Source organism: Burkholderia orbicola (assembly GCF_900100915.1).
Classification (GTDB): Bacteria; Pseudomonadota; Gammaproteobacteria; order Burkholderiales; family Burkholderiaceae; genus Burkholderia; species Burkholderia orbicola.
Genome location: NZ_FNKW01000001.1, coordinates 2,197,748 through 2,221,097, shown reverse-complemented (window position 1 = coordinate 2,221,097; position 23,350 = coordinate 2,197,748). Strand labels below are relative to the sequence as shown.

The window sequence follows — 23,350 nt, the reverse complement described above, 5'->3', positions numbered from 1 at the left end:
TCGCGGATGGCTCAATGCGCCTGGGTCGTGGCAAACTGCCGGTATGACTCCCTCCTTGCCATGAAAGCCAGCCTTCAACTCCGCCTGTCGCAACATCTTGCGCTGACGCCTCAGCTGCAGCAGTCGATCCGGCTCCTGCAGTTGTCGACGCTCGAATTGCAGCAGGAAGTCGCGATGGCCGTCGCGCAGAACCCGCTGCTCGAGAACGACGACGAATGGATCGCCAGCCCGCTGCGCGTCGCGGCGGACGGATCGCTGATCGCGCAGACGCCGCCCGCACAGAACACCGAGCCCACCGCGACCAACGGCAGCAGCACGTCCAGCGATCGCGCCGAGCGCGACGAGCCGGCCGGCGCCGACGAATACGACGGCTACGGGTCCGGTGACGGCAACGACGGCCCGCAGTGGAATCTCGACGAATACGGCCGCTCGAGCGGCGCGTCCGACGACGACGACCTGCCGCCGCTGCAGGTGCAGGAAGCCGCGACGTCGCTGCGCGATCATCTCTCGGCGCAGTTGCGCGTCACGCAGGCCGGCCCGCGCGATCGCGCGCTCGTGATGTTCCTGATCGAATCGCTCGACGACGACGGCTACCTGACCGCCACGCTCGACGAAGTGCTCGCCGACCTGCCGCCCGAACTGGAAATCGACGGCGACGAACTGAATGCGGCGCTCGCGCTGCTGCACAGCTTCGACCCGGCCGGCGTCGGCGCGCGCTCGGCCTCCGAATGCCTGAAGCTGCAGCTGCTGCGTCTCGATCCGTCCCCCACGCGCACGCTCGCGCTCGAGATCGTGTCGCAGCATCTCGAACTGCTCGCCGCACGCGACTTCACACGGTTGCGCAAGCACCTGAAGGCGAGCGACGACGCGCTGCGCGACGCGCACGCGCTGATCCGCTCGCTGGAGCCGTTCCCCGGCGCCGCCTACGGCAAGGCCGAGGCCGACTACGTCGTGCCCGACATCATCGTTAAGAAGGTCGGCCAGGGATGGCTCGCGGAGCTCAATCCGGAGGTCGTGCCGCGCCTGCGGATCAACAACCTGTACGCGAACATCCTGCGCAACAGCCGCGGCGATCCGTCGGCCGGATCGTTGAAACAGCAGCTGCAGGAAGCGCGCTGGTTGATCAAGAACATCCAGCAGCGTTTCGACACGATCCTGCGTGTCGCGCAGGCTATTGTCGAGCGTCAGAAGAATTTCTTTGCGCACGGTGAAATTGCCATGCGCCCCTTGGTTTTGCGGGAAATAGCTGATACGCTGGGCCTACACGAGTCGACTGTCAGCCGTGTGACAACCGGGAAGTACATGCTGACCCCGTTCGGGACGCTTGAATTTAAGTACTTCTTCGGATCTCACGTCTCGACCGACACCGGTGGCGCCGCCTCGTCGACCGCCATCCGAGCCCTCATCAAGCAACTGATAGGAGCTGAAGACCCAAAATCGCCACTTTCGGACAGCCGCATTGCCGAGCTGCTGGCAGAACAGGGTTTCGTGGTCGCGCGCCGCACGGTTGCGAAATATCGCGAAGCCCTCAAGATCCCGGCAGTGAATCTGCGCAAGTCTCTTTAAGCCTGCTGCCTGCCCGGCGGCAGGCGTGTCCCGGCCACCGCGCACACGGGGAACAGGCCGGACGATCTGTCCGCGATACGCCGCTTCGTGCGGCACGGGCAAGTCGACCGGAGCGCCGCCTCGATGCGGCCGGGTGGCCACTCGCTTGGAGAAGCACTATGAACCTGAAGATCAGTGGACATCATCTCGAAGTCACGCCTGCAATTCGCGAATACGTGATCACCAAGCTGGACCGGGTGCTACGGCATAGCGATCAGGTGATCGATGGCACTGTGATCCTCTCGGTCGACAACCACAAGGAAAAGGACAAGCAGCAGCGCGCGGAAATCAACCTGCACCTGAAGGGCAAGGACATCTTCGTCGAAAGCGCGAACGGCAACCTGTACGCCGCGATCGATCTGCTGATCGACAAGCTGGATCGCCAGGTCGTCAAGCACATGGAGCGCCTGCAAACGCACGCGCACGACCCGATCAAGCTGCAGCCGTCGATCGACCAGATCGAGCTGCCGCCGCAATAACCGTCACCGCAACACGCACGCCGCCCGGTTCGCCGGGCGTTTTTTTTGCCACTCCGCGCGGAGGTGCAACCGGTCCGTCCGTGCTGCGCCACGCACGCGGCTGTGCTCTATAATGTTCCGGTTATCGCCGGGGGGTGTTGGATGCGGTAGCTGCGTTGCAGGTTGCCATGCCACATGCCTTGATATCGCCGAACATGGAAAATCAGTCCGCCGCCGCAAGGAGACCCCAGGCCGCCCAATCGCCTGCCAACATGAATCGCCTAGCCAAAATCCTGCCCATAGAGAACGTCGTCATCGACCTCTCGGTCACCAGCAAGAAACGCGTCTTCGAACAAGCCGGGCTGATGTTCGAGAATCAGAACGGCATCGGTCGCAGCACCGTCACGGACAACCTGTTCGCGCGCGAGCGCCTCGGTTCGACCGGGCTCGGCGAAGGTGTCGCGATTCCGCACGGCCGCATCAAGGGCCTCAAGCACCCGCTCGCCGCGTTCGTCCGCCTCGCCGATGCGATCCCGTTCGAAGCGCCCGACGGCCAGCCGGTCGGCCTCCTGATCTTCCTGCTCGTCCCCGAGCAAGCCACCCAGCAGCACCTCGAGATCCTGTCGGAAATCGCGCAACTGCTGTCCGATCGCGACGCACGCGAGCGTCTGCACAACGAAACGGATATCGCCGAGTTGCATCGCCTGCTCACTCAGTGGCAACCTTGAGTTGTTCCGGGCGGAATATTTCCCCGTACGAGGCGGCCCACGCCGCCGTCCAGGGCCGCCCGGCGCCGGCCCGGCATGGCGACGTCCGTCGCCGCGCGCCCGCACCGGCCCATTGGAGTGACGAGAGTCATGGATACGTCCAGCATCAACGCCCAGAGCATCTTCGACGACAACGCAGCCACGCTGAAACTGAGCTGGCTGACGGGGCATGAAGGCTGGGAACGCGGCTTTTCGGCCGACACGGTCGGCAACGCAACGTCGAGCGCCGACCTCGTCGGCCACCTGAACCTGATCCACCCGAACCGGATCCAGGTGCTCGGCGAAGCCGAAATCGACTACTACCAGCGCCAGACCGACGAAGACCGTTCGCGCCACATGGCCGAGCTGATCGCGCTCGAGCCGCCGTTCCTCGTCGTTGCCGGCGGTGCCGCGGCGCCGCCCGAACTGGTGCTGCGCTGCACGCGCTCGTCTACCCCGCTGTTCACGACGCCGATGTCGGCCGCCGCCGTGATCGACAGCCTGCGGCTCTACATGTCGCGCATCCTCGCGCCGCGCGCGACGCTGCACGGCGTGTTCCTCGACATCCTCGGGATGGGCGTGCTGCTGACCGGCGATTCGGGCCTCGGCAAGAGCGAACTCGGCCTCGAGCTGATCAGCCGCGGGCACGGCCTCGTCGCCGACGACGCGGTCGATTTCGTACGTCTTGGCCCCGATTTCGTCGAAGGGCGCTGCCCGCCGCTGCTGCAGAACCTGCTCGAAGTGCGCGGCCTCGGCCTGCTCGACATCAAGACGATCTTCGGCGAAACGGCGGTGCGGCGAAAAATGAAGCTGAAGCTGATCGTTCAGCTGGTGCGGCGCCCCGACGGCGAATTCCAGCGCCTGCCGCTCGAAAGCCAGACCGTCGACGTGCTCGGGTTGCCGATCAGCAAGGTCACGATCCAGGTTGCGGCCGGCCGCAACCTCGCGGTGCTCGTCGAGGCGGCCGTCCGGAACACGATCCTGCAGTTGCGCGGAATCGACACGTTGCGCGATTTCATGGATCGGCAACGACTCGCGATGCAAGATCCCGACAGTCAGTTCCCCGGCAAACTGGTGTAACCCGCACGCGCCGGCCGCGCAACGCCGACGCGTCGAGCCGGTGCTATGATGAAACGTCAGGATTCTCTGTTCCCATGCGCATCGTCCTCATCACCGGCATCTCCGGCTCAGGCAAGTCCGTCGCGCTGAACGCGCTCGAAGACGCAGGCTATTACTGCGTCGACAACCTGCCGCCGCACGTGCTCCCCGAACTCGCCCGCTACCTCGCGCAGGACGGCCAGCGCCGGCTCGCGGTCGCGATCGACGCGCGCTCGAGCGCGTCGCTCGACGAAATGCCCGGGCTGATCCGCGAGCTGTCCCGCGAGCATGACGTGCGCGTGCTGTTCCTCAATGCGAGCACCCAGGCGCTGATCCAGCGCTTCTCCGAAACGCGCCGCCGCCATCCGTTGTCCGGCTCGCGGTCGCACGATGCGGACGTCGGCCTGCTGTCGTCGCTCGAGGAAGCGATCGAGCGCGAGCGCGAACTCGTCGCGCCGCTCGCCGAATTCGGCCACCAGATCGATACCAGCACGCTGCGCGCGAACGCGCTGCGCACCTGGGTCAAGCGCTTCATCGAGCAAAAGAACAACGACCTGATGGTGATGTTCGAATCGTTCGGCTTCAAGCGCGGCGTGCCGCTCGACGCCGATCTGATGTTCGACGTGCGCGCGCTGCCAAATCCGTACTACGACCACCAGTTGCGCCCGCTCACCGGGCTCGACCAGCCGGTCATCGCCTTTCTCGACGCACTGCCGATCGTCCATCAGATGATCGACGACATCCATGCGTTCCTGATGAAATGGCTACCGCACTTCCGCGATGACAACCGCAGCTACCTGACCGTCGCCATCGGCTGTACGGGCGGCCAGCATCGCTCGGTGTTCATCGCGGAAACGCTCGCCGCGCGCCTCGCGCGCGACGCGAACGTGATCGTGCGGCATCGTGACGCGCCAGTGGATGTCGACGCGTCGTCGCGGCTCGTCTCCGAGGTCGACCGACCCTAGCGACACCCGCTCCCACGCCCGCGTGCCATGTCCTCCCTATCGACCACCCTGATCGACCTGCCGCTGTTTCCGCTGCACACGGTGCTGTTTCCCGGAGGGCTGCTCCCGCTCAAGGTGTTCGAGGCGCGCTATCTCGACATGTCGCGCGCATGCCTGCGCGACGACGCACCATTCGGCGTGTGCCTGCTGAAGAGCGGGCCCGAAGTCGCGCAGGACGGCGCGGTGTCAGTGCCCGAAACCATCGGCTGCATGGCGCGCATCACCGAGTGCGATACCGGCGAATTCGGGATGCTGTATCTGCAGGCGGTCGGCACGCAGCGTTTCGAGCTGCTGTCGTATCGCGTCGAAGGCAACGGGCTGCTGGTCGGCATCGCGGAGCCGCTGCCCGACGACATCCCGCTCGAAGGCGAACAGGCGCTCGCGCAGTTCGGCTCGTGCGCCGAGGTGCTCGAGCGCATCATCGACGCGCTGAAGAAGTCCGATCCGGAGAAAATGCCGTTCGGCGAACCGTTCCGCCTCGACGATCCGAGCTGGGTATCGAATCGCCTCGCCGAGCTGCTGCCGCTCGACCTGCGCGCGCGGCAGAAGCTGATGGAGTTTCCGGACGTCGGCGCGCGCATCGACGCCGTGCACCACGTACTCGACCGGCACGGCTGGCTGTAACTGCCGCGCCTGAGCCGCCGCGCATTGCGTGCCGCGTGCGCCCGACGACCTGTCCTGCCCACGGCAACCCGGCACCTTTCCAAACGCGGCCCGCGCCGCGCCCTTCCCGTTCGTTACAGCAGCGGCCCGCTTAGCGCATCGAGCAGCTTGCGCACGGGCGCCGGCACGCCGTACGCGTCGAGCCGGCTCAGCGGCACCCATGCGGTGTCCGCGTCGCGCGCCTGCGACGGCAGGCCACCGCCGTCCGCCAGATCGCTCAGCCGCGGCTCGATCTCGAGCCGGAAATGCGTGAACGTATGCGTGAGCGGCGCGAGCGGCACCGTGCCGCCGCCGCCGAAGCCGCGTGCAAGCTCCGCGAGCGCGGCATCGCCGTCCGCTTGCGGCAGGCTCCACAGCCCGCCCCAGATGCCGGTCGGCGGCCGTCGCTCGAGCAGCACGGCGTCGCCGTCGCGCAGCACGAGCATCCAGGTCTTGCGCGTCGGCACGGCCTTCTTGGGCCGCGCGGCCGGCAGTTCGCGCTGGCGGCCGGTCGATTGCGCGACGCAGTCGCCCGCGAACGGGCAGCGCGCGCAGTCGGGCTTGCCGCGCACGCACAGCGTCGCGCCCAGATCCATCAGCCCCTGCGTATACGCGCTCACGTCGGCCGGGTTCGCGGCATCGGGCAGCAGCGATTCGGCGAGCGCCCACATGTCGTTCTCGACACGCTTCTCGCCCGGAAAGCCCTCGACGCCGAATACCCGCGCAAGCACGCGCTTCACGTTGCCGTCGAGGATCGTCGCGCGCGCACCGTACGCAAACGACGCGATCGCGGCGGCCGTCGAACGGCCGATGCCCGGCAGTTCGGCCAGCGCGTCGGGCGTCGCGGGAAACACACCACCGTGCTCGGCGACGACGACCTGCGCGCAGCGGTGCAGGTTGCGCGCGCGCGAGTAGTAGCCGAGGCCCGCCCACAACGCCATCACGTCGTCGCTCGGCGCGGCCGCGAGCGCGGCGACGTCCGGGAAGCGGTCGAGAAAGCGCGTGTAATACGGAATGACGGTCGATACCTGCGTCTGCTGCAGCATGATTTCCGACAGCCAGATCCGGTACGGATCGCGGGTGTTCTGCCATGGCAGGTCATGGCGGCCATGCGCGCGCTGCCACGCGACGAGACGCGTGGCGAACGTGCGGTGCAGCGGCGTGACGGGGAACGGAGCGGGGGCGATGCGGGGCGGCTTCAAGTTATCGAATTGTGGAAAAGGGTTTCAACGCTGGCACGTCGGGCAGAAATAGGTCGACCGCTGGCCCTGCACGATCTGGCGAACCGGCGTGCCGCAAACGCGGCACGGCTGGCCGGCACGATCGTAGACGAAGCAGTCGAGCTGGAAGTAGCCGCTTTCGCCGTTGCTGCCGACGAAATCGCGCAATGTACTGCCGCCGCGCTCGATCGCGTCGGCGAGCGTCGCGCGCACCGCGTCGGCCAGCCGCTCGTAGCGCGGCAGCGAAACCTTGCCGGCGGCCGTCGTCGGCCGGATGCCGGCGCGAAACAGGCTCTCCGACGCATAGATGTTGCCGACACCGACGACCATGTCGCCCGCGAGCAGCGCCTGCTTGACCGACACCGTGCGGCCGCGCGTGCGCGCATGCAGCAGCGCGCCGGTGAATGCCGGCGAGAACGGCTCGACGCCGAGGCTCGCGAGAAGCGGATGCGCATGCACGTCGCCTGCTTCGCGCGGGTGCCACAGCACGGCGCCGAAGCGGCGCGGATCGCGGAAGCGCAGCACGAATTCGTCGAAGATCCAGTCGATGTGGTCGTGCTTCGCGGCGACCGGCACGCCGGCCGCGGGCAGCACGCGCAGCGTGCCCGTCATCCCGAGATGGACGATGAACCAGCCCGCGTCGACCTCGAACAGCAGGTACTTGCCGCGGCGCTCGACGGCGAGCACCTCGCGCGCGCGCAACTGCTCGGCGAGCCCCGCCGGCACGGGCCAGCGCAGCATCGCGGTACGGACGTCGACACGCTCGACGCGGCGGCCCGCGACAAAGGGCTCGATGCCCCGGCGCGTGACTTCGACTTCTGGCAACTCTGGCATGTTTTGCGGGTCTGAGGCTACGGTCTGTTTACAGGGTGAACGCGCATGCGGCGCCACGAGAACGGCCGTTCTCGCGGCGACCCCGAATGAAACACGGGAATGCCCGAAATCGCCCGCCTGGCGGCACGCGAGGCGGGCGATTTCGGGCATTCGCATGGGGGTTCCACAGGTAAGCGGACCCTATCACGATCGTGCGTGTATTGTAGCGAGCGCGTTACAATCGGTTGAAACATCGAACGGATTTCCATGACCCTGCCCTCGAAGCTGCTTCAGGAGCGCCCCGCCGCCGTGCGCGGCGCGCGCGCCTTCCCGGTCCGCCGTGCACTCGGTGCCGCGCTGTTTGCCGCCTGGACCCTCACCGCCTTTCCGGCCCACGCGCAGGATCCGGCATCGGACGACGCGGAGCCGCAGGGTGCGTTCGAGCATGTGATGCCGGACGAGCAGAAAAATCTCCCCGGCGTGCCGCTGACGAGCCAGATCGTCTACCAGGTGCTCGCCGCCGAGGTCGCGCTCCAGCGCAACCAGCCAGCGCCGGCCTACCAGACCTACCTCGCGCTGGCCCGCGACACGCGCGATCCGCGCATGGCGCAGCGCGCGACCGAAATCGCGCTCGGCGCACAGAGCCCGGCCGACGCGCTGTCCGCCGCGAACCTGTGGCGTCAATACGCACCGGATTCGAACCGGGCGTCGCAGGTCGACGCCGCGCTGCTGGTGCTCGCCGGCAAGCCGGCCGACGCGCAGCCGATGCTCGCGCGCGAGCTGGCCCGCGCGAGCGGCGACACGCGCGGCCCGGCGATCCTCGCGCTGCAGGCGCTGCTGGTGCGCGGCCCCGACCGCGTCGGTGGCCTCGCGGTGCTGAAGGACATGCTGAAGAACGACATGAATCGCCCCGAGGCGCAGCTCGCGATCGCGCGGCAGCAGCTCGCGGTCGACGACAAGGACGGCGCCGCGCAGTCGCTGAAGCAGGCGCTGCAGCTCCGCCCCGACTACCTGCCGGCAGCGCTGATGCTATCGCAGATGGGGCCGGCGGAACGTGCGGCGGGCATCGCGTCGTTCGAGAAGTATGTTCAGCAGAATCCGAAGTCGCGCGACGCGCGGCTGGCGCTGTCGCAGCTCTATCTCGCCGACGATCGCCTCGACGACGCGCAGAAGCAGTTCGAGACGATGCGCAAGCTCGACGCGAAGGACCCGACGCCGTTGATGGCGCTCGCGCTGATCAAGATCCAGCAGAAGAAACTCGACGAGGCGACCGGCTACCTGAAGCAGTACGTGCAGCTCGGCGACAAGCAGCCGAACCTCGACGTCGGCCAGGGCTACATCTATCTCGCGCAGATCGCGATCGACCAGAACAACGACGCGCAGGCGTCGCAATGGCTCGACAAGGTCGACCAGACGAGCCAGCACTACCTGCCCGCGCAGATCACGCGCGCGCAGCTGCTGCAGAAACAGGGCAAGACCGACGAGGCGCGCAAGGTGCTCGACAACCTGCCGATCTCGGATCCGCGCGACGCGGCCGTGGTGGCGCGCACCGATGCGTCGATCCTGTTCACCGCGAAGCGCTATCCGGAAGCGGAGGCGCGGCTCGGGCAGGCCGTCCAGGACTTCCCGGACGACCCCGACCTGCGCTACGACTACGCGATGGCGGCCGAAAAGACCGGCCACTACGCGACGATGGAAAAGCAGTTGCGCGAGCTGATCCGTACGCAGCCCGACAACCCGCAGGCCTACAACGCGCTCGGCTATTCGCTCGCCGATCGCAACCAGCGCCTGCCCGAGGCAAGCAAGCTGATCGACAAGGCGATGGCGCTCGCGCCGAACGACGCGTACATCATGGACAGCCTCGGCTGGGTGAAGTACCGGATGGGCGACACGGCCGGCGCGACGAAGGTGCTGCAGCGTGCATACGAACTGCAGCCGAACGCCGAAATCGGCGCGCATCTCGGCGAAGTGCTGTGGAAGAGCGGCGCGCAGGACGACGCGCGCAACGCGTGGCGTGCCGCGCAGAAGCTCGAGCCCGACAACGAAACGCTGGTGCAGACGCTGAAACGCCTGCAGATCAACGGCCTCTGATGCAGATGTTCCCGATGTTTTCCCTGCCCTCCCGCGCGCAGCGCGCGCTGGCCGCGGCCGGCGCGGCGCTCGCGCTCGCCGGCTGCGCGAGCACGCCGCCGTCGGCCAATGCACCGACGGGCGCCGTACTGCAAACGGCCGCAACGCATGCCTACCATGGCCGCTTCGCGGTGCGCTACGACGATCGTCTCGGCAACCCGCAGAACGTGTACGGCAACTTCGACTGGCAGGAGCACGGCGACGACGTGTCGCTCGAACTGCGCAGCCCGCTCGGCCAGACGCTCGCGGTCGTGAAGTCGACGCCGCGCGCGGCGTCGCTCGAATTGCCGAACCGGCCGACCCAATATGCGCCTGACGTCGGCGACCTAATGCAGAAGACGCTCGGCTTCGAGCTGCCGCTCGCGGGCCTGCGCTACTGGCTGCTGCCGACCGCCGCGCCCGCGACGCCCGCCGAAACCGTGCGCGACCCGGCCGACGGCACGCGCATCAAGCAGTTGCGTCAGGACGGCTGGACGATCGACTACCTTGCCTACGCGGATGCCCCGGCCACGGGCGTCAAACGCGTCAACCTCGTGCGCGCGACGCCGCCGCTCGACATCAAGCTCGTGCTCGATCAGTGAGCACGCGCGCCTAGCCCCGATACCCGCATGACCGATTCGACCCGCTCGCTGCGCAACTGCCTGGCGCCCGCGAAACTCAACCTGTTCCTGCACATCACCGGCCGTCGTCCGAACGGCTATCACGATCTGCAGAGCGTATTCCAGCTGCTGAACTGGGGCGACACGCTGCACTTCACGCGGCGCGACGACGGCCGTGTCGCACGCGTCACCGACGTAGCCGGCGTGCCCGAGAAAAGCGATCTGGTCGTCCGCGCGGCCAACCTGCTGAAAGCGCATACGGGTACCGCGCACGGCGTCGACATCGAGATCGACAAGATCTTGCCGATGGGCGCCGGCCTCGGCGGCGGCAGCTCCGACGCGGCGACGACGCTGCTCGCGCTGAACCGCCTGTGGCAACTCGATTTGCCGCGCGCCGAGCTCCAGTCGCTCGCGGTCAAACTCGGTGCCGACGTCCCGTTTTTTATTTTTGGAAAAAATGCGTTCGCAGAGGGTATCGGAGAAGAATTAGCTGAGGTAGAATTGCCGACTCGCTGGTTCTTGGTTGTGACGCCACGCGTTCATGTCCCGACCGCTGAAATATTTTCAGATGAGTTGTTGACAAGAGATACGAAGCCCGTCACAATTGCTGACTTTCTTGCACAGCAAACCAGCGATGCGGAATGGCCAGATAGCTTCGGCCGGAACGATATGCAGGAAGTTGTAACAAGGAAGTACGCGGAAGTTGCACAGGTGGTCAAATGGTTGTATGATGTGACCCCCGCGAGGATGACCGGCTCCGGAGCAAGCGTGTTTGCAGCGTTTCACAGCAAGCACGAGGCAGAAGCGGCGAAAGCCAACCTGCCCGCCAGTTGGAATGGCGCAGTTGCCGAGAGTCTGAACGAGCATCCGCTCTTCGCTTTCGCGTCATGAAGTTTTACTTTGCCGAACGGCCTACACAAGTTCGGTGAAGTTATCAGTTAAGTGTAGGGGAGTCGCCAAGTTGGTCAAGGCACCGGATTTTGATTCCGGCATGCGAGGGTTCGAGTCCTTCCTCCCCTGCCAAAAATTTTCCCGCATTTCCCGCCCAAGCCTGAAGCAGGTGCACGATGAGCAGCCACAGCCATGATGGCCTGATGGTCTTTACTGGCAACGCGAATCCCGCGCTCGCCCAGGAAGTCGTCAATATCCTTGGTATCCCCCTCGGCAAAGCAATGGTCAGCCGTTTCTCCGACGGCGAGATCCAGGTCGAGATCCAGGAAAACGTGCGCGGCAAGGACGTCTTCGTCCTGCAATCCACGTGCGCACCGGCGAACGACAACCTGATGGAACTGATGATCATGGTCGATGCGCTCAAGCGCGCATCCGCTGGCCGGATCACCGCTGCCATCCCCTACTTCGGCTATGCGCGTCAGGATCGTCGCCCGCGTTCGGCGCGTGTCGCGATCTCGGCGAAGGTCGTCGCGAACATGCTGGAAATCGCCGGCGTCGAGCGGATCATCACGATGGATCTGCACGCCGACCAGATTCAGGGCTTCTTCGACATCCCGGTCGACAACATCTACGCGACGCCGATCCTGCTGGGCGATCTGCGCAAGCAGAACTACTCGGATCTGCTCGTCGTGTCGCCGGACGTCGGCGGCGTGGTGCGCGCCCGGGCACTCGCGAAGCAGCTCAACTGCGATCTCGCGATCATCGACAAGCGTCGCCCGAAGGCGAACGTCGCCGAAGTGATGAACATCATCGGTGAAGTCGAAGGCCGCACCTGCGTGATCATGGACGACATGGTCGATACGGCCGGCACGCTCTGCAAGGCCGCGCAAGTGCTGAAGGATCGCGGCGCGAAGCAGGTGTTCGCGTACGCGACGCACCCCGTGCTGTCGGGCGGCGCCGCGGATCGCATCGCCGCGTCGGAACTCGACGAGCTGGTCGTCACCGATACGATCCCGCTGTCGGCCGAATCGCTGGCCTGCTCCAAGATCCGCTCGCTGACGAGCGCGAGCCTGCTGGCCGAGACGTTCTCGCGGATTCGCCGCGGCGATTCGGTGATGTCGCTGTTCGCGGAATCCTGATCGCGAATCGACGGAACAAAGCATGCGCAGAAAGCGAAGCGGCAACGCTTCGCTTTTTGCACAATCGGACGGGATAGACGAAACCCCGGCCGTTTCATCGGGGGCCGCTGATGGCCCCGTTTTACTGCCTGGTCGCGGGCAGCAAATGGAGAATCACATGAAAGTCGTCGCTTTCGAGCGCCAACAGCAAGGTACGGGTGCGAGCCGCCGCCTGCGCAACGCCGGTAAGACCACGGGTATCGTCTACGGTGGCGAAGCAGCCCCGCAAAAGATCGAACTGGATCACAACGCGCTGTGGCATGCACTGAAGAAGGAAGCCTTCCACTCGTCGATCCTCGACCTGGAAGTGGCTGGCCAGTCGCAACAGGTTCTGCTGCGCGACGTGCAATACCACCCGTTCAAGCAACTCGTGCTGCACGTTGACTTCCAGCGCGTCGACGCGAAGAAGAAGCTGCACACGAAGGCACCGCTGCACTTCCTGAACGCAGAAGTCAGCCCGGCCGTGAAGCTGTCGAGCGCGATCGTTTCGCACGTCGCGACGGAAATCGAAATCGAGTGCCTGCCGGCCGACCTGCCGGAGTTCCTCGAAGTCGACCTGTCGAAGATCGAAGCCGGTCAGTCGCTGCATGCGAAGGACATCGCACTGCCGAAGGGCGTCGCGCTGGTCGCGCACGTCGACGCGGAAAACCCGGTCATCGCTTCGGCGACGGTCCCGGCTGGCGCCGTGTCGGACGCAGCAGAAGGCGAAACGCCGGCTGCCTAAGCGGCTGCGTACGCGCCCCATCGATCCGTTTCACGAAACGGTCGACGCAACCCGCCGCGGCTTGCCCGGCGGGTTTTTCTTTTTCTGCGCCCAGGCGGCTGCCGCCGCCTTCGAAACGTCATGATCAAACTGATCGTCGGCCTCGGCAATCCCGGGGCGGAATACACCGCGACGCGCCACAACGCCGGCTTCTGGCTGATCGACCAGCTCGCCCGCGAAGCCGGCACGACGCTGCGCGACGAACGCCGCTTTCACGGCTTCTATGCGAAAGCACGCCTGCATGGTGAGGAAGTTCATCTGCTCGAGCCGCAGACCTACATGAACCGCTCCGGCCAATCGGTCGTCGCGCTCGCGCAATTCTTCAAGATCCTGCCCGACCAGATCCTCGTCGCGCACGACGAGCTCGACCTGCCGCCCGGCACCGTGAAGCTGAAGCTCGGCGGCGGCAGCGGCGGCCACAACGGCCTGAAGGACATCACCGCGCACCTGTCGTCGCAGCAATACTGGCGGCTGCGGATCGGCATCGGCCATCCGCGCGACTTGATCCCGGAAAGCGCGCGCGCCGGCGCGAAGCCCGACGTCGCGAACTTCGTGCTGAAGCCGCCGCGCCGCGAGGAACAGGACGTGATCGACGCCTCGATCGAACGCGCGCTTGCCGTGATGCCGATGGTCGTCAAGGGCGAACTCGACCGCGCGACGATGCAGCTGCATCGCAACTGACCGCACCCGCACCAGCCCGGTAGCGTCGGCCGGCCGGCGCAACCGGGCGGCCTCGCCCGCCCCACCGCGATGCGCACATGCGGTAATCTGGACGCTTTGCCCGACAGGAGCCAAGCGGTGAGCCGTTACTGGAGCAACGTCGTTCAGCAACTCGTGCCTTACGTGCCGGGCGAACAGCCCGCGCTCGCGCACCCCGTCAAGCTGAACACCAACGAGAATCCCTATCCGCCGTCGCCGCGTGTCGTCGCGGCAATCGCACGCGAACTCGGCGCGACCGGCGACACGCTGCGCCGCTATCCGGACCCGGTCGCGCGCGCACTGCGCGAGACGGTCGCGGCCCATCACCGCATCCAGCCCGAACAGGTGTTCGTCGGCAACGGCTCCGACGAGGTGCTCGCGCATGCGTTCCAGGCGCTGCTCAAGCACGACCGGCCGCTGCGCTTTCCCGACATCACGTACAGCTTCTACCCGACCTACGCGCGCCTGTACGGCGTCGAGACCACGATCGTGCCGCTCGCGGACGATTTCTCGATCCGCGTCGACGACTATCTCGACGACGCCGGCGGCGTGCTGCTTCCGAACCCGAATGCACCGACCGGTCGCGCGCTGCCGCTCGCGGACGTCGAGCGGATCGCGGCCGCGAATCCGTCGTCGGTGGTCGTGATCGACGAAGCGTACGTCGATTTCGGCGCGCAGTCGGCCGTCACGCTGATCGACCGTCATCCGAACCTGCTCGTCGTGCATACGACGTCGAAGGCGCGCTCGCTCGCGGGCATGCGCGTCGGCTTCGCGTTCGGCGACGCGGCGCTGATCGACGCGCTGAACCGCGTGAAGGACAGCTTCAACTCGTACCCGCTCGACCGGCTTGCACAGGTTGCCGCGCAGGCCGCGTATGAAGACACCGACTATTTCAACGCCACCTGCCGGCGCGTGATCGACAGCCGGGCGCGACTCACGCACGCGCTCGACGCACTCGGCTTCGAGATCGTGCCGTCGGCCGCGAATTTCGTGTTCGCGCGCCATCCCGCGCACGATGCGGGCGCGATCGCGGCCAAGCTGAAGGAACGGGAAATTTTCGTGCGGCACTTCCGGCTGCCGCGGATCGACCAGCATCTGCGCATCACCGTCGGCACCGATGCCGAATGCGATGCGCTCGTCGCGGCGTTGCGCGAGTTGCTGGCCTGACACGGAAGAACCGGCGCCGGGCGGCGCCGATCTGAAAGAAAGCGCGACGCGCGCTACACAAAGCGCGCGTCAGCGCAGGATCACGACGCGTCGTCGTCCTTCACGGCGATCAACGCGTGGTACTTCTCCATCAATTGCGCGTGCGATTCGTCATGCTGCGGATCGCGCGGAATGCATTCGACCGGACACACCTGCTGGCACTGCGGTTCGTCGAAATGGCCGACGCACTCGGTGCACTTGTTCGGGTCGATCACGTAGATATCCGGGCCCATCGAAATCGCGCCGTTCGGGCACTCGGGCTCGCACACGTCGCAATTGATGCACTCGTCGGTAATCATCAAAGCCATACTGATCTCACTTCTTCAGGCCGGCGGCCGGCTTCGCGATGAAACCGGCCGCGCCGCATCACGCGGCAGGGCCTCCCATCGCGGTGACTTTCTCGGTCAGCCACTTCTCGACGGACGGAAACACGAATTTGCTGACATCGCCGCCCAACTGCGCGATTTCGCGCACGATCGTCCCCGAGATGAACTGGTACTGGTCGGACGGCGTCATGAACATCGTCTCGACGTCGGGCAGCAGATAGCGGTTCATCCCCGCCATCTGGAACTCATATTCGAAATCGGACACGGCGCGCAGCCCGCGCACGATCACGCGCGCATTGTTGACGCGGACGAAATCCTTCAGGAGGCCGGTGAAACTCATCACCTTCACGTTCGGGTAATGGCCGAGCACCTCGTTCGCAATCGTCAGACGTTCCTCGAGCGAGAAAAACGGCTTTTTCGCGCGGCTGTCGGCAACGCCCACCACCAGCGTATCAAAAATGCTCGACGCACGCCGCACGAGGTCTTCGTGCCCGCGCGTCAGCGGATCGAACGTACCGGGATACACGGCGACTACCATGTCGCTCCTCCTGTCATCACGCAAACGGGATGGCAGCCGTGCGATGCACGCGCCGCTGCCGAGATGGGCATGCGTCGCCTTTGCGGCGCGCCGCCTCGTATGGAACGCGCATTATTCATCATTTTCGCGCCGCAGCAAATGATAGTGAACCGCACCGGCCTTGCCGTGCTTCACCACCTGCCAGCCCGCCAGCGCGTCGTGCGCGGCCGGGTCGAGTTCCGCCCCCGTTTCGACGTACAGCGCGCCGCCCGCCGCGACGAGCGGCGCCGACAGCGCGATCGCGCGCTCGAGCGCGGCGAGGTCGTCGAACGGCGGATCGAGGAACACGACGTCGAACGCGCCCGGCGTGAGCCCGGCCGCGAGCCGCAGCGCATCGGCTTCGGCGACCTCGACCGAACGGGCGCCGAGCTTGTCCTTGATCGCACGCAGCTGCTGCGCGGCGCGCGGATGGCGCTCGACCATCACGACGCTCGCCGCGCCGCGCGACGCGGCCTCGAAGCCGAGCGCGCCGGTGCCCGCGAACAGGTCGAGGCAGCGCCAGCCTTCGAGATCCTGGCCGAGCCAGTTGAACAGCGTCTCGCGCACGCGATCGGGCGTCGGGCGCAGGCCGTCGAGATCGAGCACCGCGAGCGGGGTGCGTTTCCAGTCGCCGCCGATGATGCGGATCGTGTGCGGCTTGCCGCGACTGGAAGGGGCCGCCGGGCGGCCGGAAGAGGAACGGGACATACGGGATATCGACGACGGAGGAACCGGGCGCGCGCAGGGGCGCGCCGCCAAACAGGCGCACGTTACCACAGCGGCGACGCGCACTGACGCGAGGGCCACGCCGCACTGATAAAATGCACGGTTTCGGCCGCCGTGCGCCGCGCCCGCGCGAACGCAGAACGGCCCGTCCGGCGCCCCGCTCCCGGCGGCGGCCCACCCTCTTCCCGACGTCAGACCATGTTCAGTTTCTTCAAACGATTCAAGAAAACGCAGGAGCCCGATCCGGCGGAATCGCAATCGGCCGACGCGCAGCAAACGGACGAAGCGTCCGACGCGGCCGAGACGGCGCCCGTGCTCGACGCGCCGCCCGCGGCCGACGTGCCGCAGGCGAGCGCGCAACCGGCTGCGCCGGCCGTCGTGATGACGGTCACGCCGACCAACGACGGCCGCGACGAAGTCGTCGAGACGGTCGAGATCGTCCCGCCGCCGCTGCAGGACGCGTCCGCGAAGAAGTCATGGCTCGCGCGCCTGAAAACGGGGCTCGCGAAGACGGGCTCGAGCATCACCGGCGTGTTCGTCAATACGAAGATCGACGAGGATCTGTACGAGGAGCTCGAAACCGCGCTGCTGATGTCCGACGCGGGCGTCGACGCGACCGAATACCTGCTCGACGCGCTGCGCGAGAAGGTGCGCGCGGGCCGGCTGACCGATCCGCAGCAGGTGAAGGATGCACTGCACGACCTGCTCGTCGAGCTGCTGACGCCGCTCGAGAAATCGCTGATGCTCGGCCGCGCGCAACCGCTCGTGATGATGATCACCGGCGTGAACGGCGCGGGCAAGACGACCAGCATCGGCAAGCTCGCGAAGCATCTGCAGAGCTTCGACCAGTCGGTGCTGCTGGCCGCCGGCGACACGTTCCGCGCGGCCGCGCGCGAACAGCTGGCAGTCTGGGGCGAGCGCAACAACGTGACGGTCGTGCAGCAGGAAAGCGGCGATCCGGCCGCGGTGATCTTCGACGCGGTCAGCGCCGCGCGCGCGCGCAAGATCGACGTGATGATGGCCGATACGGCCGGCCGCCTGCCGACGCAACTCCACCTGATGGAAGAGCTGAAGAAGGTGAAGCGCGTGATCGCGAAGGCGCACGACGGCGCGCCGCACGAGGTGCTGCTGGTGATCGACGCGAACACCGGCCAGAACGCGCTCACGCAGGTGAAGGCCTTCGACGACGCGCTGGGCCTGACCGGCCTGATCGTCACGAAGCTCGACGGCACCGCGAAGGGCGGGATTCTCGCGGCGATCGCGCGGCAACGGCCGGTGCCGGTCTACTTCATCGGCGTCGGCGAGAAGGTCGAGGACCTGCAGCCGTTCAGCGCGGTCGAATTCGCGGACGCGCTGCTCGGCTGAACACCGCCGGCCCGCCTCGCACGGGGCGCCTTCGGGCGCCCTTTTTCATGCGGGCCCGATCCTGCCCGCCACGGGCCGCTGCGCGCATTCCGCGCTCATTCCGCGTCCGGCTGCACGCCCGGCTCGGCAGCCTTGAACGCATCGATCGTCGCCGCATGGTCGACGATCCGCTGGATCGTTGGGAAACGCGTCGTGTCGATCGAGAAGCGGTTCGCGTTGAACACCTGCGGTACGAGGCACACGTCGGCGAGCGTCGGCGTGTCGCCGAAGCACAGCTTGCCGGTGCGCGGATCGTTCGCGAGACGCGTCTCGAGCGTGTCGAAGCCCGCCTCGATCCAGTGCCGGTACCACGCGTTCTTTGCTTCCTCCGGCACTTTCAGCGTGTGCTTCAGATACTTCAGCACGCGCAGGTTGTTGAGCGGGTGGATTTCGCATGCGATCTGCAGCGCGACCGCCCGCACATAGGCACGATCGGCCGGCTGCTTCGGCAGCAACGGGGGCTCGGGATGGGTTTCGTCGAGATATTCGATGATCGCGAGCGACTGCTGCAGCGTCGCGTCGCCATCGATCAGCGTCGGCACGACCGCATCCGGGTTCAGCGCGCGGTACGCGTCCTTCAGTTGCTCGCCGCCGTCGCGCAGCATGTGTACGGGTGCATAGTCGAACGGCAGCTGCTTGAGGTTCAACGCAATCCGCACGCGGTACGACGCGGAACTGCGGAAATAGCTGTAGAGCTTCATGGGATGTCTCTCTTTGGTCGTATTCGGCCGGCGGCGGCCTGGGCGCGGCGCAGCGGCGCGCGCCGCCGGGACCCAGAGTGTAGCGCGGCACGATGGGCGGCCGCGCCCGTGCGATACTCGGGGCATTCCTTACCGCTCACCGCGCGGCCCGATGCCGGCCGCCCGCCCCACGTTCCGATGACCGCTTCCCACGATCCCGCCGCCGCTCCGTTCCCTTGCGCCCGCTTCATCAAGGAAATCGGCCGCGGCCCGAACGGCGCGCGCGCCCTGTCCGCCGAGGACACGTTCGCGCTCTATCGCGCGATGCTCGATGCGCGCGTGTCGGACGTCGAACTCGGCGCGATCCTGATCGCCTATCGGCTGAAGGGCGAATCCGCCGACGAACTGGCCGCGATGCTCGCCGCCGCGCAGGCGTCGTTCGAGCCCGTGCACGTACAGGACGCCGCGTTCCGCCCGGTGTCGATCCCGAGCTACAACGGTGCGCGCAAGCAACCGAACCTCGTGCCGCTGCTCGCGCTGCTGCTCGCGCGCGAAGGCGTGCCGGTGCTGGTGCACGGGGTGGAGCAAGACCCGGGCCGCGTGACGAGCGCCGAGATCTTCTCGGCGCTGTCGCTCGCGCCGTCAACGTCGCACGATGCGATCGAGGATACGCTCGCCGAACGCCGCGTCGCGTTCGCGCCGATCGACGTGCTGGCGCCGCGCATCGCGCGCCTGCTGTCGATGCGCGGCGTGCTCGGCGTACGGAACTCCACGCATACGCTCGTGAAGATCCTGCAACCGTTCGCGCCGGCCGGCCTGCGGCTCGTCAACTACACGCATCCGCCGTACCGCGACAGCCTCGCGCAGTTGTTCCGCGATCATCCGGACGCCGCGCTCGGCGGCGCGCTGCTCGCGCGCGGCACCGAAGGCGAAGCGGTGGCCGACACGCGGCGCCAGGTGCAGGTCGACTGGCTGCACGACGGCGTGTGCGACACGCTGATCGACGCCGAGCGTTCGTCGACCGACGCGCCGCCCGTCGCGCTGCCCGAGTCGCGCGATGCGGCGACCACGGCCGCGTGGACGGACGCCGTGCTGCGCGGCGAGGTGCCGGTGCCCGACACCGTGGCGCGACAGGTCGCGACGATCGTGCAGATCGCCCGCATCGCGCGCTGACGGCGCGACGACGACCCGCCCCTTTACCCCGACATTTGACACGCGGGCGCATCCTGGCATAGAGTGACCGTCATGCGTTCCTTTCCGAACCCCCTCCGAATTACCTCCGGCCGCCTAGCGCGGCCGCTATCGCTACGACTAGCCTAAGGCTGTCGTAGCGCCGTGTGCCGTCCGCACGGTCCTCCCAGCAGTTCCTCGCCGTACCCCTCTCGCAGTTTTTACAACCCGAAGTCGTCAGCATTCGTCCGTCCATCCGTCGGCCGATTCGCGAAGATCATCCGCATCCGCGGCGCCATCGCGCGCCGGATGCGAGGCAGCGCCAACCGTCGCCCATGCCGCCCGTCTTCGCTCGCGACTTGAGACCCGAGGTCCAGAAGATGATGCGCAATCCGCAAGACAAATACCGTCCGTTCGAGCCCGTCCGCCTCAATGGCCGCCGCTGGCCGGCCCGCACCATCGAGCGTGCGCCCGTGTGGATGAGCACCGACCTGCGCGACGGCAACCAGTCGCTGATCGAGCCGATGAGCATCGAGCAGAAGCTCGAGTTCTTCGAAATGCTGGTCGCCATCGGGTTCAAGGAGATCGAAGTCGGTTTTCCGTCGGCGTCGCAAACCGACTTCGATTTCGTGCGCAAGCTGATCGACGACAAGCGGATTCCCGACGACGTGACGATCGAGGTGCTCGTGCAGTCTCGCGAAGACCTGATTGCCCGCACCTTCAATGCGCTCGAAGGCGTGCCGCGCGCGATCGTGCACCTGTACAACGCGGTGTGCCCGTCGTTCCGCCGCATCGTGTTCGGGATGTCGAAGAACGACGTGAAGGCGCTCGCGATCGACGGCACGCGCATCATCAAGGCACACGCGGCCGCGCGCCCCGATACCCGCTGGACCTTCCAGTACTCGCCGGAAACCTTCAGCATGACCGAGCTGACGTTCGCGCGCGAGATCTGCGACGCGGTCGCGCAGACGTGGCGCCCGACCCGCGACCACAAGATGATCGTCAACCTGCCGGCCACCGTCGAGGCCGCGACCCCGAACGTGTTCGCCGACCAGATCGAATGGATGGACCGCAACCTCGCGTATCGCGACAGCATCGTGCTGTCCGTGCATCCGCACAACGATCGCGGCACCGCGGTCGCGGCGGCCGAACTCGCGCTGCTCGCGGGCGCCGACCGCATCGAGGGCTGCCTGTTCGGCAACGGCGAGCGCACCGGCAACGTCGATCTCGTCACGCTCGCGTTGAACCTCTACACGCAAGGCATCGACCCGGGCCTCGATTTCTCCGACATCGACGCCGTGCGCCGCGTCGTGGAGCGCTGCAACCAGATTCCCGTGCATCCGCGCCACCCGTACGCGGGCGATCTCGTGTTCACCGCGTTCTCGGGCTCGCACCAGGACGCGATCCGCAAGGGTTTCGCGCAGCAGCGTCCCGATGCGATTTGGGAGGTCCCGTACCTGCCGATCGACCCGGCCGACCTCGGCCGCAGCTATGACGCAGTGATCCGCGTGAACAGCCAGTCCGGCAAGGGCGGCGCGACGTTCCTGCTCGAGCGCGGGATGGGCTTCACGCCGACGCGTCGCGTCCAGATCGAGTTCAGTCATGCGGTGCAGACGCTCGCCGACGCGTCGGGCGAGGAAGTGACGGGCGACGCGATCTGCGCGCTGTTCTCCCGCGAATTCTTCGAGACCGACGGCCCGGCCGCACGCCACGGCAGCGGCGCGCGCTGGCAAAACCGCGAGATCGCGGTGGCGCCCGCCGCCGACGCGACGCCCGAGGACGCCGTGCGACGTTTCGCCGCGGCATTTGCGGCGGCCGCCGGCGCCGCGATCGACGTCGCGTCGTGCGAACACACGCGCACCGCGGACGGCCGGATCGCGGTATCGGTCGGCTGCCGGGTCGGCGACGCGCCGCTGCGGCACGGGGTCGGCGTGCACGCCGATGCGGCGAGCGCGGCACTCGATGCGGTCGTCAGCGCGATCAACCGCTCGGCATGGCACTGCGCCGATCGACGCGCGGCGGCCTGAGCGCCGGGCTTCGATGCAGGGTTGAAAGGTCAGCGAGCGGTGCGTGACCGCCCGTGCGCCGCGCGATCCGCGCCGCACGAGGCAGCAAAAAGCGGCTCAGAAGGCCGCTTCGGTCGGGACATGAAAAGGCGCGTCACCCGCGCTCACGTCTCGGTCGCGCACCGCGTCGCCTGCCACGCGAACAGGCACCATCGGCCCTGGTCGTGCGTGTGGACGGACGTATAGGCAATCGGGAAGACGAGGCCGCCGTTGTTCGTTTCCATCTCGATCAACGCGCGGCCGGTGACGACGCAGGTCTCGTCGCCGACCGGCAGCACGTCCTGCGACTGGATTTCGATCTGGCGATAGCGGCGGCGGCCGGCGACGATGGCGTCGATGAACTGCTGCTTGGTTTCGCGCTTGCCGTTGGTATGGACGAAAAACACCTTGTCCGACAGCAGCGCGGCGAGCGCCTCCCCGTCGCCGTCCACCATCGCCCGGAACCGGTCGCGCTCGAGCGCGCGGATCGCATCGACCACCTTCGCCATCGCCTGACTCCTCGGCAACGCGCCCGCCTTGCACGGGCGTACGGATCAGAAGTTGTACTGCAGGTAGAACTGGTGGAAATTTATACCAGGATTCGGCTCTTTGATACCCGCGTTAGACACATGTTCGAACCGGTAGCCGACCTGATACTGTTGCCGTTGGCCGAACTGCACGCCCACGCCGCCCGTCGGCGCGAACTGGAACGCGGTCGACAGCGAGAAATTGTCCGAGATCGTCGGGTGCGTCAGAAGCCGGACGCCCCCGCCCGCCTCGATGAACGGGCGAATCTGCCCGCTGCTCTTGATGAAACGGAACATCGGCGTGACGCCGAACTCGCCGATGTTGCCGTGGACGTTGCCGCCCGTATGCCAGTAGCCGGCGTGCCCTTCGACGACGAACGCGAAGTGCCAGCCGCCGATTTCCCACCAGTTCCAGCCCGGGTCCCATACGACGCCGATATCGGCCTTGTCGATCCCGCGACGATCCGAAAACCCGCCGCCCGCCTGGATCCCCCATCGATCCGCGAAAGCCGCACCGGATCCGCCCAGAAGAGACGCTGCCAGCATCGCATGCAGCACCAGCCGGCTGCCGGGCCGGCGATTCTTCTTATTGTTCATCTGACACTCCAACTTTGTGGGTTGAATGGAGCCTGCCGCAACGGCCGGGCCCGAGCGAACTGAATGGTATGGTAAAGGACTTTTCGGATCGGCATCACGAAGCGAAATTGTTTGCTTCCAAAACGACAAAAATCGAAATCGTCTACTGATTCCCATCAGAAACAACGGCTTACGGAACTTCATGGCTCCGCCCGTGTCGCAGAATAGACTATCGACTCAACCGGTTCGATAGAAAAACCGGGAACTCCGATGCCCCCGCCCGCTCTA

General features: G+C 66.6%; 24 protein-coding genes and 1 tRNA gene. 17 read left to right on the top strand and 8 right to left on the bottom strand.

The annotated features are described in order from the left end of the window. The first annotated feature begins 60 nt into the window (after positions 1-60). The 6 genes from BLS50_RS10620 to BLS50_RS10595 all read left to right on the top strand — a co-directional run bounded on the left by BLS50_RS10620 (position 61) and on the right by BLS50_RS10595 (position 5,535). The gene (locus BLS50_RS10620) at positions 61-1,566 is read left to right on the top strand and encodes an RNA polymerase factor sigma-54 (RefSeq protein ID WP_074802179.1); all 1,506 of its coding nucleotides are present in this window, start codon (positions 61-63) and stop codon (positions 1,564-1,566) included. Between the two features lie 158 nt (positions 1,567-1,724). Continuing rightward, positions 1,725-2,084 (top strand): ribosome hibernation-promoting factor, HPF/YfiA family, encoded by a 360-nt coding sequence (gene hpf / locus BLS50_RS10615; protein WP_006477786.1) that lies wholly within the window; start codon positions 1,725-1,727, stop codon positions 2,082-2,084. Between the two features lie 194 nt (positions 2,085-2,278). Next, positions 2,279-2,791 (top strand): PTS sugar transporter subunit IIA, encoded by a 513-nt coding sequence (locus BLS50_RS10610; protein ID WP_027806888.1) that lies wholly within the window; start codon positions 2,279-2,281, stop codon positions 2,789-2,791. A gap of 129 nt (positions 2,792-2,920) precedes the next feature. Beyond that, entirely contained in the window at positions 2,921-3,889 is a 969-nt protein-coding gene (hprK, locus tag BLS50_RS10605) for an HPr(Ser) kinase/phosphatase (protein ID WP_006483133.1), read from the top strand. A gap of 74 nt (positions 3,890-3,963) precedes the next feature. Further along, positions 3,964-4,872 (top strand): RNase adapter RapZ, encoded by a 909-nt coding sequence (gene rapZ, locus BLS50_RS10600; protein ID WP_006477783.1) that lies wholly within the window; start codon positions 3,964-3,966, stop codon positions 4,870-4,872. Between the two features lie 27 nt (positions 4,873-4,899). Beyond that, positions 4,900-5,535: an LON peptidase substrate-binding domain-containing protein gene (locus BLS50_RS10595; RefSeq protein WP_011546241.1), complete on the top strand. Its 636-nt coding sequence runs from the start codon at positions 4,900-4,902 to the stop codon at positions 5,533-5,535. A gap of 113 nt (positions 5,536-5,648) precedes the next feature. On the opposite strand, the gene mutY is transcribed toward BLS50_RS10595, so the two are convergent. Next, positions 5,649-6,755, bottom strand: a complete 1,107-nt coding sequence (gene mutY, locus BLS50_RS10590) for an A/G-specific adenine glycosylase (protein WP_011546242.1) — start codon at positions 6,753-6,755, stop codon at positions 5,649-5,651. Between the two features lie 24 nt (positions 6,756-6,779). Further along, positions 6,780-7,607: a bifunctional DNA-formamidopyrimidine glycosylase/DNA-(apurinic or apyrimidinic site) lyase gene (mutM, locus tag BLS50_RS10585; protein ID WP_011546243.1), complete on the bottom strand. Its 828-nt coding sequence runs from the start codon at positions 7,605-7,607 to the stop codon at positions 6,780-6,782. A gap of 246 nt (positions 7,608-7,853) precedes the next feature. On the opposite strand from mutM, the gene BLS50_RS10580 reads away from it, so the two are divergent. The 8 genes from BLS50_RS10580 (at position 7,854) to hisC (ending at position 15,013) form a co-directional block, all read left to right on the top strand. Continuing rightward, complete coding sequence (locus BLS50_RS10580; RefSeq protein WP_012329244.1) at positions 7,854-9,677, top strand: tetratricopeptide repeat protein; 1,824 nt, start codon at positions 7,854-7,856, stop codon at positions 9,675-9,677. Then, positions 9,677-10,297: a lipoprotein insertase outer membrane protein LolB gene (gene lolB / locus BLS50_RS10575; RefSeq protein ID WP_012329245.1), complete on the top strand. Its 621-nt coding sequence runs from the start codon at positions 9,677-9,679 to the stop codon at positions 10,295-10,297. The genes BLS50_RS10580 and lolB overlap by 1 nt, the downstream gene beginning before the upstream one ends. Positions 10,298-10,324: 27 nt before the next feature. Next, a complete protein-coding gene (gene ispE, locus BLS50_RS10570; protein WP_074802178.1) occupies positions 10,325-11,206 on the top strand; it encodes a 4-(cytidine 5'-diphospho)-2-C-methyl-D-erythritol kinase in 882 nt (293 codons plus the stop codon). A 55-nt stretch (positions 11,207-11,261) separates the two neighbouring features. Continuing rightward, positions 11,262-11,338: transfer RNA gene (locus BLS50_RS10565), tRNA-Gln, on the top strand. Between the two features lie 44 nt (positions 11,339-11,382). After that, positions 11,383-12,345 carry a ribose-phosphate pyrophosphokinase gene (locus BLS50_RS10560; protein WP_006477778.1) on the top strand — a complete coding sequence of 321 codons (963 nt, stop codon included), beginning with the start codon at positions 11,383-11,385 and terminating at the stop codon, positions 12,343-12,345. 157 nt (positions 12,346-12,502) lie between these two features. Beyond that, the gene (locus tag BLS50_RS10555) at positions 12,503-13,108 is read left to right on the top strand and encodes a 50S ribosomal protein L25/general stress protein Ctc (RefSeq protein ID WP_011546248.1); all 606 of its coding nucleotides are present in this window, start codon (positions 12,503-12,505) and stop codon (positions 13,106-13,108) included. Positions 13,109-13,228: 120 nt separating this feature from the next. Continuing rightward, complete coding sequence (gene pth / locus BLS50_RS10550) at positions 13,229-13,828, top strand: aminoacyl-tRNA hydrolase (protein WP_006477776.1); 600 nt, start codon at positions 13,229-13,231, stop codon at positions 13,826-13,828. A 117-nt stretch (positions 13,829-13,945) separates the two neighbouring features. Beyond that, a complete protein-coding gene (gene hisC / locus BLS50_RS10545) occupies positions 13,946-15,013 on the top strand; it encodes a histidinol-phosphate transaminase (protein ID WP_074802177.1) in 1,068 nt (355 codons plus the stop codon). An 80-nt stretch (positions 15,014-15,093) separates the two neighbouring features. Here hisC and BLS50_RS10540 read toward each other — a convergent pair whose 3' ends face one another. The 3 genes from BLS50_RS10540 to rsmD all read right to left on the bottom strand — a co-directional run bounded on the left by BLS50_RS10540 (position 15,094) and on the right by rsmD (position 16,642). Next, positions 15,094-15,360 (bottom strand): YfhL family 4Fe-4S dicluster ferredoxin, encoded by a 267-nt coding sequence (locus BLS50_RS10540; RefSeq protein ID WP_074802176.1) that lies wholly within the window; start codon positions 15,358-15,360, stop codon positions 15,094-15,096. A 58-nt stretch (positions 15,361-15,418) separates the two neighbouring features. Next, positions 15,419-15,916 carry a pantetheine-phosphate adenylyltransferase gene (gene coaD, locus BLS50_RS10535; protein ID WP_006477773.1) on the bottom strand — a complete coding sequence of 166 codons (498 nt, stop codon included), beginning with the start codon at positions 15,914-15,916 and terminating at the stop codon, positions 15,419-15,421. Positions 15,917-16,027: 111 nt separating this feature from the next. Further along, positions 16,028-16,642, bottom strand: coding sequence for a 16S rRNA (guanine(966)-N(2))-methyltransferase RsmD (gene rsmD, locus BLS50_RS10530; protein ID WP_012329248.1), 615 nt, complete (start codon positions 16,640-16,642; stop codon positions 16,028-16,030). 216 nt (positions 16,643-16,858) lie between these two features. On the opposite strand from rsmD, the gene ftsY reads away from it, so the two are divergent. Beyond that, positions 16,859-18,025 carry a signal recognition particle-docking protein FtsY gene (ftsY, locus tag BLS50_RS10525; protein WP_074802175.1) on the top strand — a complete coding sequence of 389 codons (1,167 nt, stop codon included), beginning with the start codon at positions 16,859-16,861 and terminating at the stop codon, positions 18,023-18,025. A gap of 95 nt (positions 18,026-18,120) precedes the next feature. Here ftsY and maiA read toward each other — a convergent pair whose 3' ends face one another. Further along, positions 18,121-18,765 (bottom strand): maleylacetoacetate isomerase, encoded by a 645-nt coding sequence (maiA, locus tag BLS50_RS10520; protein ID WP_074802174.1) that lies wholly within the window; start codon positions 18,763-18,765, stop codon positions 18,121-18,123. Between the two features lie 177 nt (positions 18,766-18,942). Here maiA and ybiB point away from each other — a divergent pair, with 177 nt between their 5' ends. Continuing rightward, entirely contained in the window at positions 18,943-19,917 is a 975-nt protein-coding gene (gene ybiB, locus BLS50_RS10515; protein WP_011546254.1) for a DNA-binding protein YbiB, read from the top strand. Positions 19,918-20,294: 377 nt separating this feature from the next. Beyond that, a complete protein-coding gene (gene leuA / locus BLS50_RS10510) occupies positions 20,295-21,941 on the top strand; it encodes a 2-isopropylmalate synthase (RefSeq protein ID WP_027810410.1) in 1,647 nt (548 codons plus the stop codon). Between the two features lie 143 nt (positions 21,942-22,084). Here leuA and BLS50_RS10505 read toward each other — a convergent pair whose 3' ends face one another. Both BLS50_RS10505 and pagL read right to left on the bottom strand, forming a co-directional pair. Further along, positions 22,085-22,468: a nuclear transport factor 2 family protein gene (locus BLS50_RS10505; protein WP_006477767.1), complete on the bottom strand. Its 384-nt coding sequence runs from the start codon at positions 22,466-22,468 to the stop codon at positions 22,085-22,087. Between the two features lie 45 nt (positions 22,469-22,513). Further along, complete coding sequence (pagL, locus tag BLS50_RS10500) at positions 22,514-23,083, bottom strand: lipid A 3-O-deacylase PagL (RefSeq protein ID WP_011546256.1); 570 nt, start codon at positions 23,081-23,083, stop codon at positions 22,514-22,516. Positions 23,084-23,350 lie beyond the last annotated feature (267 nt).

Bases quoted from the DNA above. Each gene is read 5' to 3' on its own strand.
- BLS50_RS10620 (WP_074802179.1), top strand. From the start codon at position 61: ATGAAAGCCAGCCTTCAACTCCGCCTGTCGCAACATCTTGCGCTGACG.
- hpf (WP_006477786.1), top strand. From the start codon at position 1,725: ATGAACCTGAAGATCAGTGGACATCATCTCGAAGTCACGCCTGCAATT.
- BLS50_RS10610 (WP_027806888.1), top strand. From the start codon at position 2,279: ATGGAAAATCAGTCCGCCGCCGCAAGGAGACCCCAGGCCGCCCAATCG.
- hprK (WP_006483133.1), top strand. From the start codon at position 2,921: ATGGATACGTCCAGCATCAACGCCCAGAGCATCTTCGACGACAACGCA.
- rapZ (WP_006477783.1), top strand. From the start codon at position 3,964: ATGCGCATCGTCCTCATCACCGGCATCTCCGGCTCAGGCAAGTCCGTC.
- BLS50_RS10595 (WP_011546241.1), top strand. From the start codon at position 4,900: ATGTCCTCCCTATCGACCACCCTGATCGACCTGCCGCTGTTTCCGCTG.
- mutM (WP_011546243.1), bottom strand. From the start codon at position 7,607: ATGCCAGAGTTGCCAGAAGTCGAAGTCACGCGCCGGGGCATCGAGCCC.
- BLS50_RS10580 (WP_012329244.1), top strand. From the start codon at position 7,854: ATGACCCTGCCCTCGAAGCTGCTTCAGGAGCGCCCCGCCGCCGTGCGC.
- lolB (WP_012329245.1), top strand. From the start codon at position 9,677: ATGCAGATGTTCCCGATGTTTTCCCTGCCCTCCCGCGCGCAGCGCGCG.
- ispE (WP_074802178.1), top strand. From the start codon at position 10,325: ATGACCGATTCGACCCGCTCGCTGCGCAACTGCCTGGCGCCCGCGAAA.
- BLS50_RS10560 (WP_006477778.1), top strand. From the start codon at position 11,383: ATGAGCAGCCACAGCCATGATGGCCTGATGGTCTTTACTGGCAACGCG.
- BLS50_RS10555 (WP_011546248.1), top strand. From the start codon at position 12,503: ATGAAAGTCGTCGCTTTCGAGCGCCAACAGCAAGGTACGGGTGCGAGC.
- pth (WP_006477776.1), top strand. From the start codon at position 13,229: ATGATCAAACTGATCGTCGGCCTCGGCAATCCCGGGGCGGAATACACC.
- BLS50_RS10540 (WP_074802176.1), bottom strand. From the start codon at position 15,360: ATGGCTTTGATGATTACCGACGAGTGCATCAATTGCGACGTGTGCGAG.
- coaD (WP_006477773.1), bottom strand. From the start codon at position 15,916: ATGGTAGTCGCCGTGTATCCCGGTACGTTCGATCCGCTGACGCGCGGG.
- rsmD (WP_012329248.1), bottom strand. From the start codon at position 16,642: ATGTCCCGTTCCTCTTCCGGCCGCCCGGCGGCCCCTTCCAGTCGCGGC.
- ftsY (WP_074802175.1), top strand. From the start codon at position 16,859: ATGTTCAGTTTCTTCAAACGATTCAAGAAAACGCAGGAGCCCGATCCG.
- maiA (WP_074802174.1), bottom strand. From the start codon at position 18,765: ATGAAGCTCTACAGCTATTTCCGCAGTTCCGCGTCGTACCGCGTGCGG.
- ybiB (WP_011546254.1), top strand. From the start codon at position 18,943: ATGACCGCTTCCCACGATCCCGCCGCCGCTCCGTTCCCTTGCGCCCGC.
- leuA (WP_027810410.1), top strand. From the start codon at position 20,295: ATGATGCGCAATCCGCAAGACAAATACCGTCCGTTCGAGCCCGTCCGC.
- BLS50_RS10505 (WP_006477767.1), bottom strand. From the start codon at position 22,468: ATGGCGAAGGTGGTCGATGCGATCCGCGCGCTCGAGCGCGACCGGTTC.
- pagL (WP_011546256.1), bottom strand. From the start codon at position 23,083: ATGAACAATAAGAAGAATCGCCGGCCCGGCAGCCGGCTGGTGCTGCAT.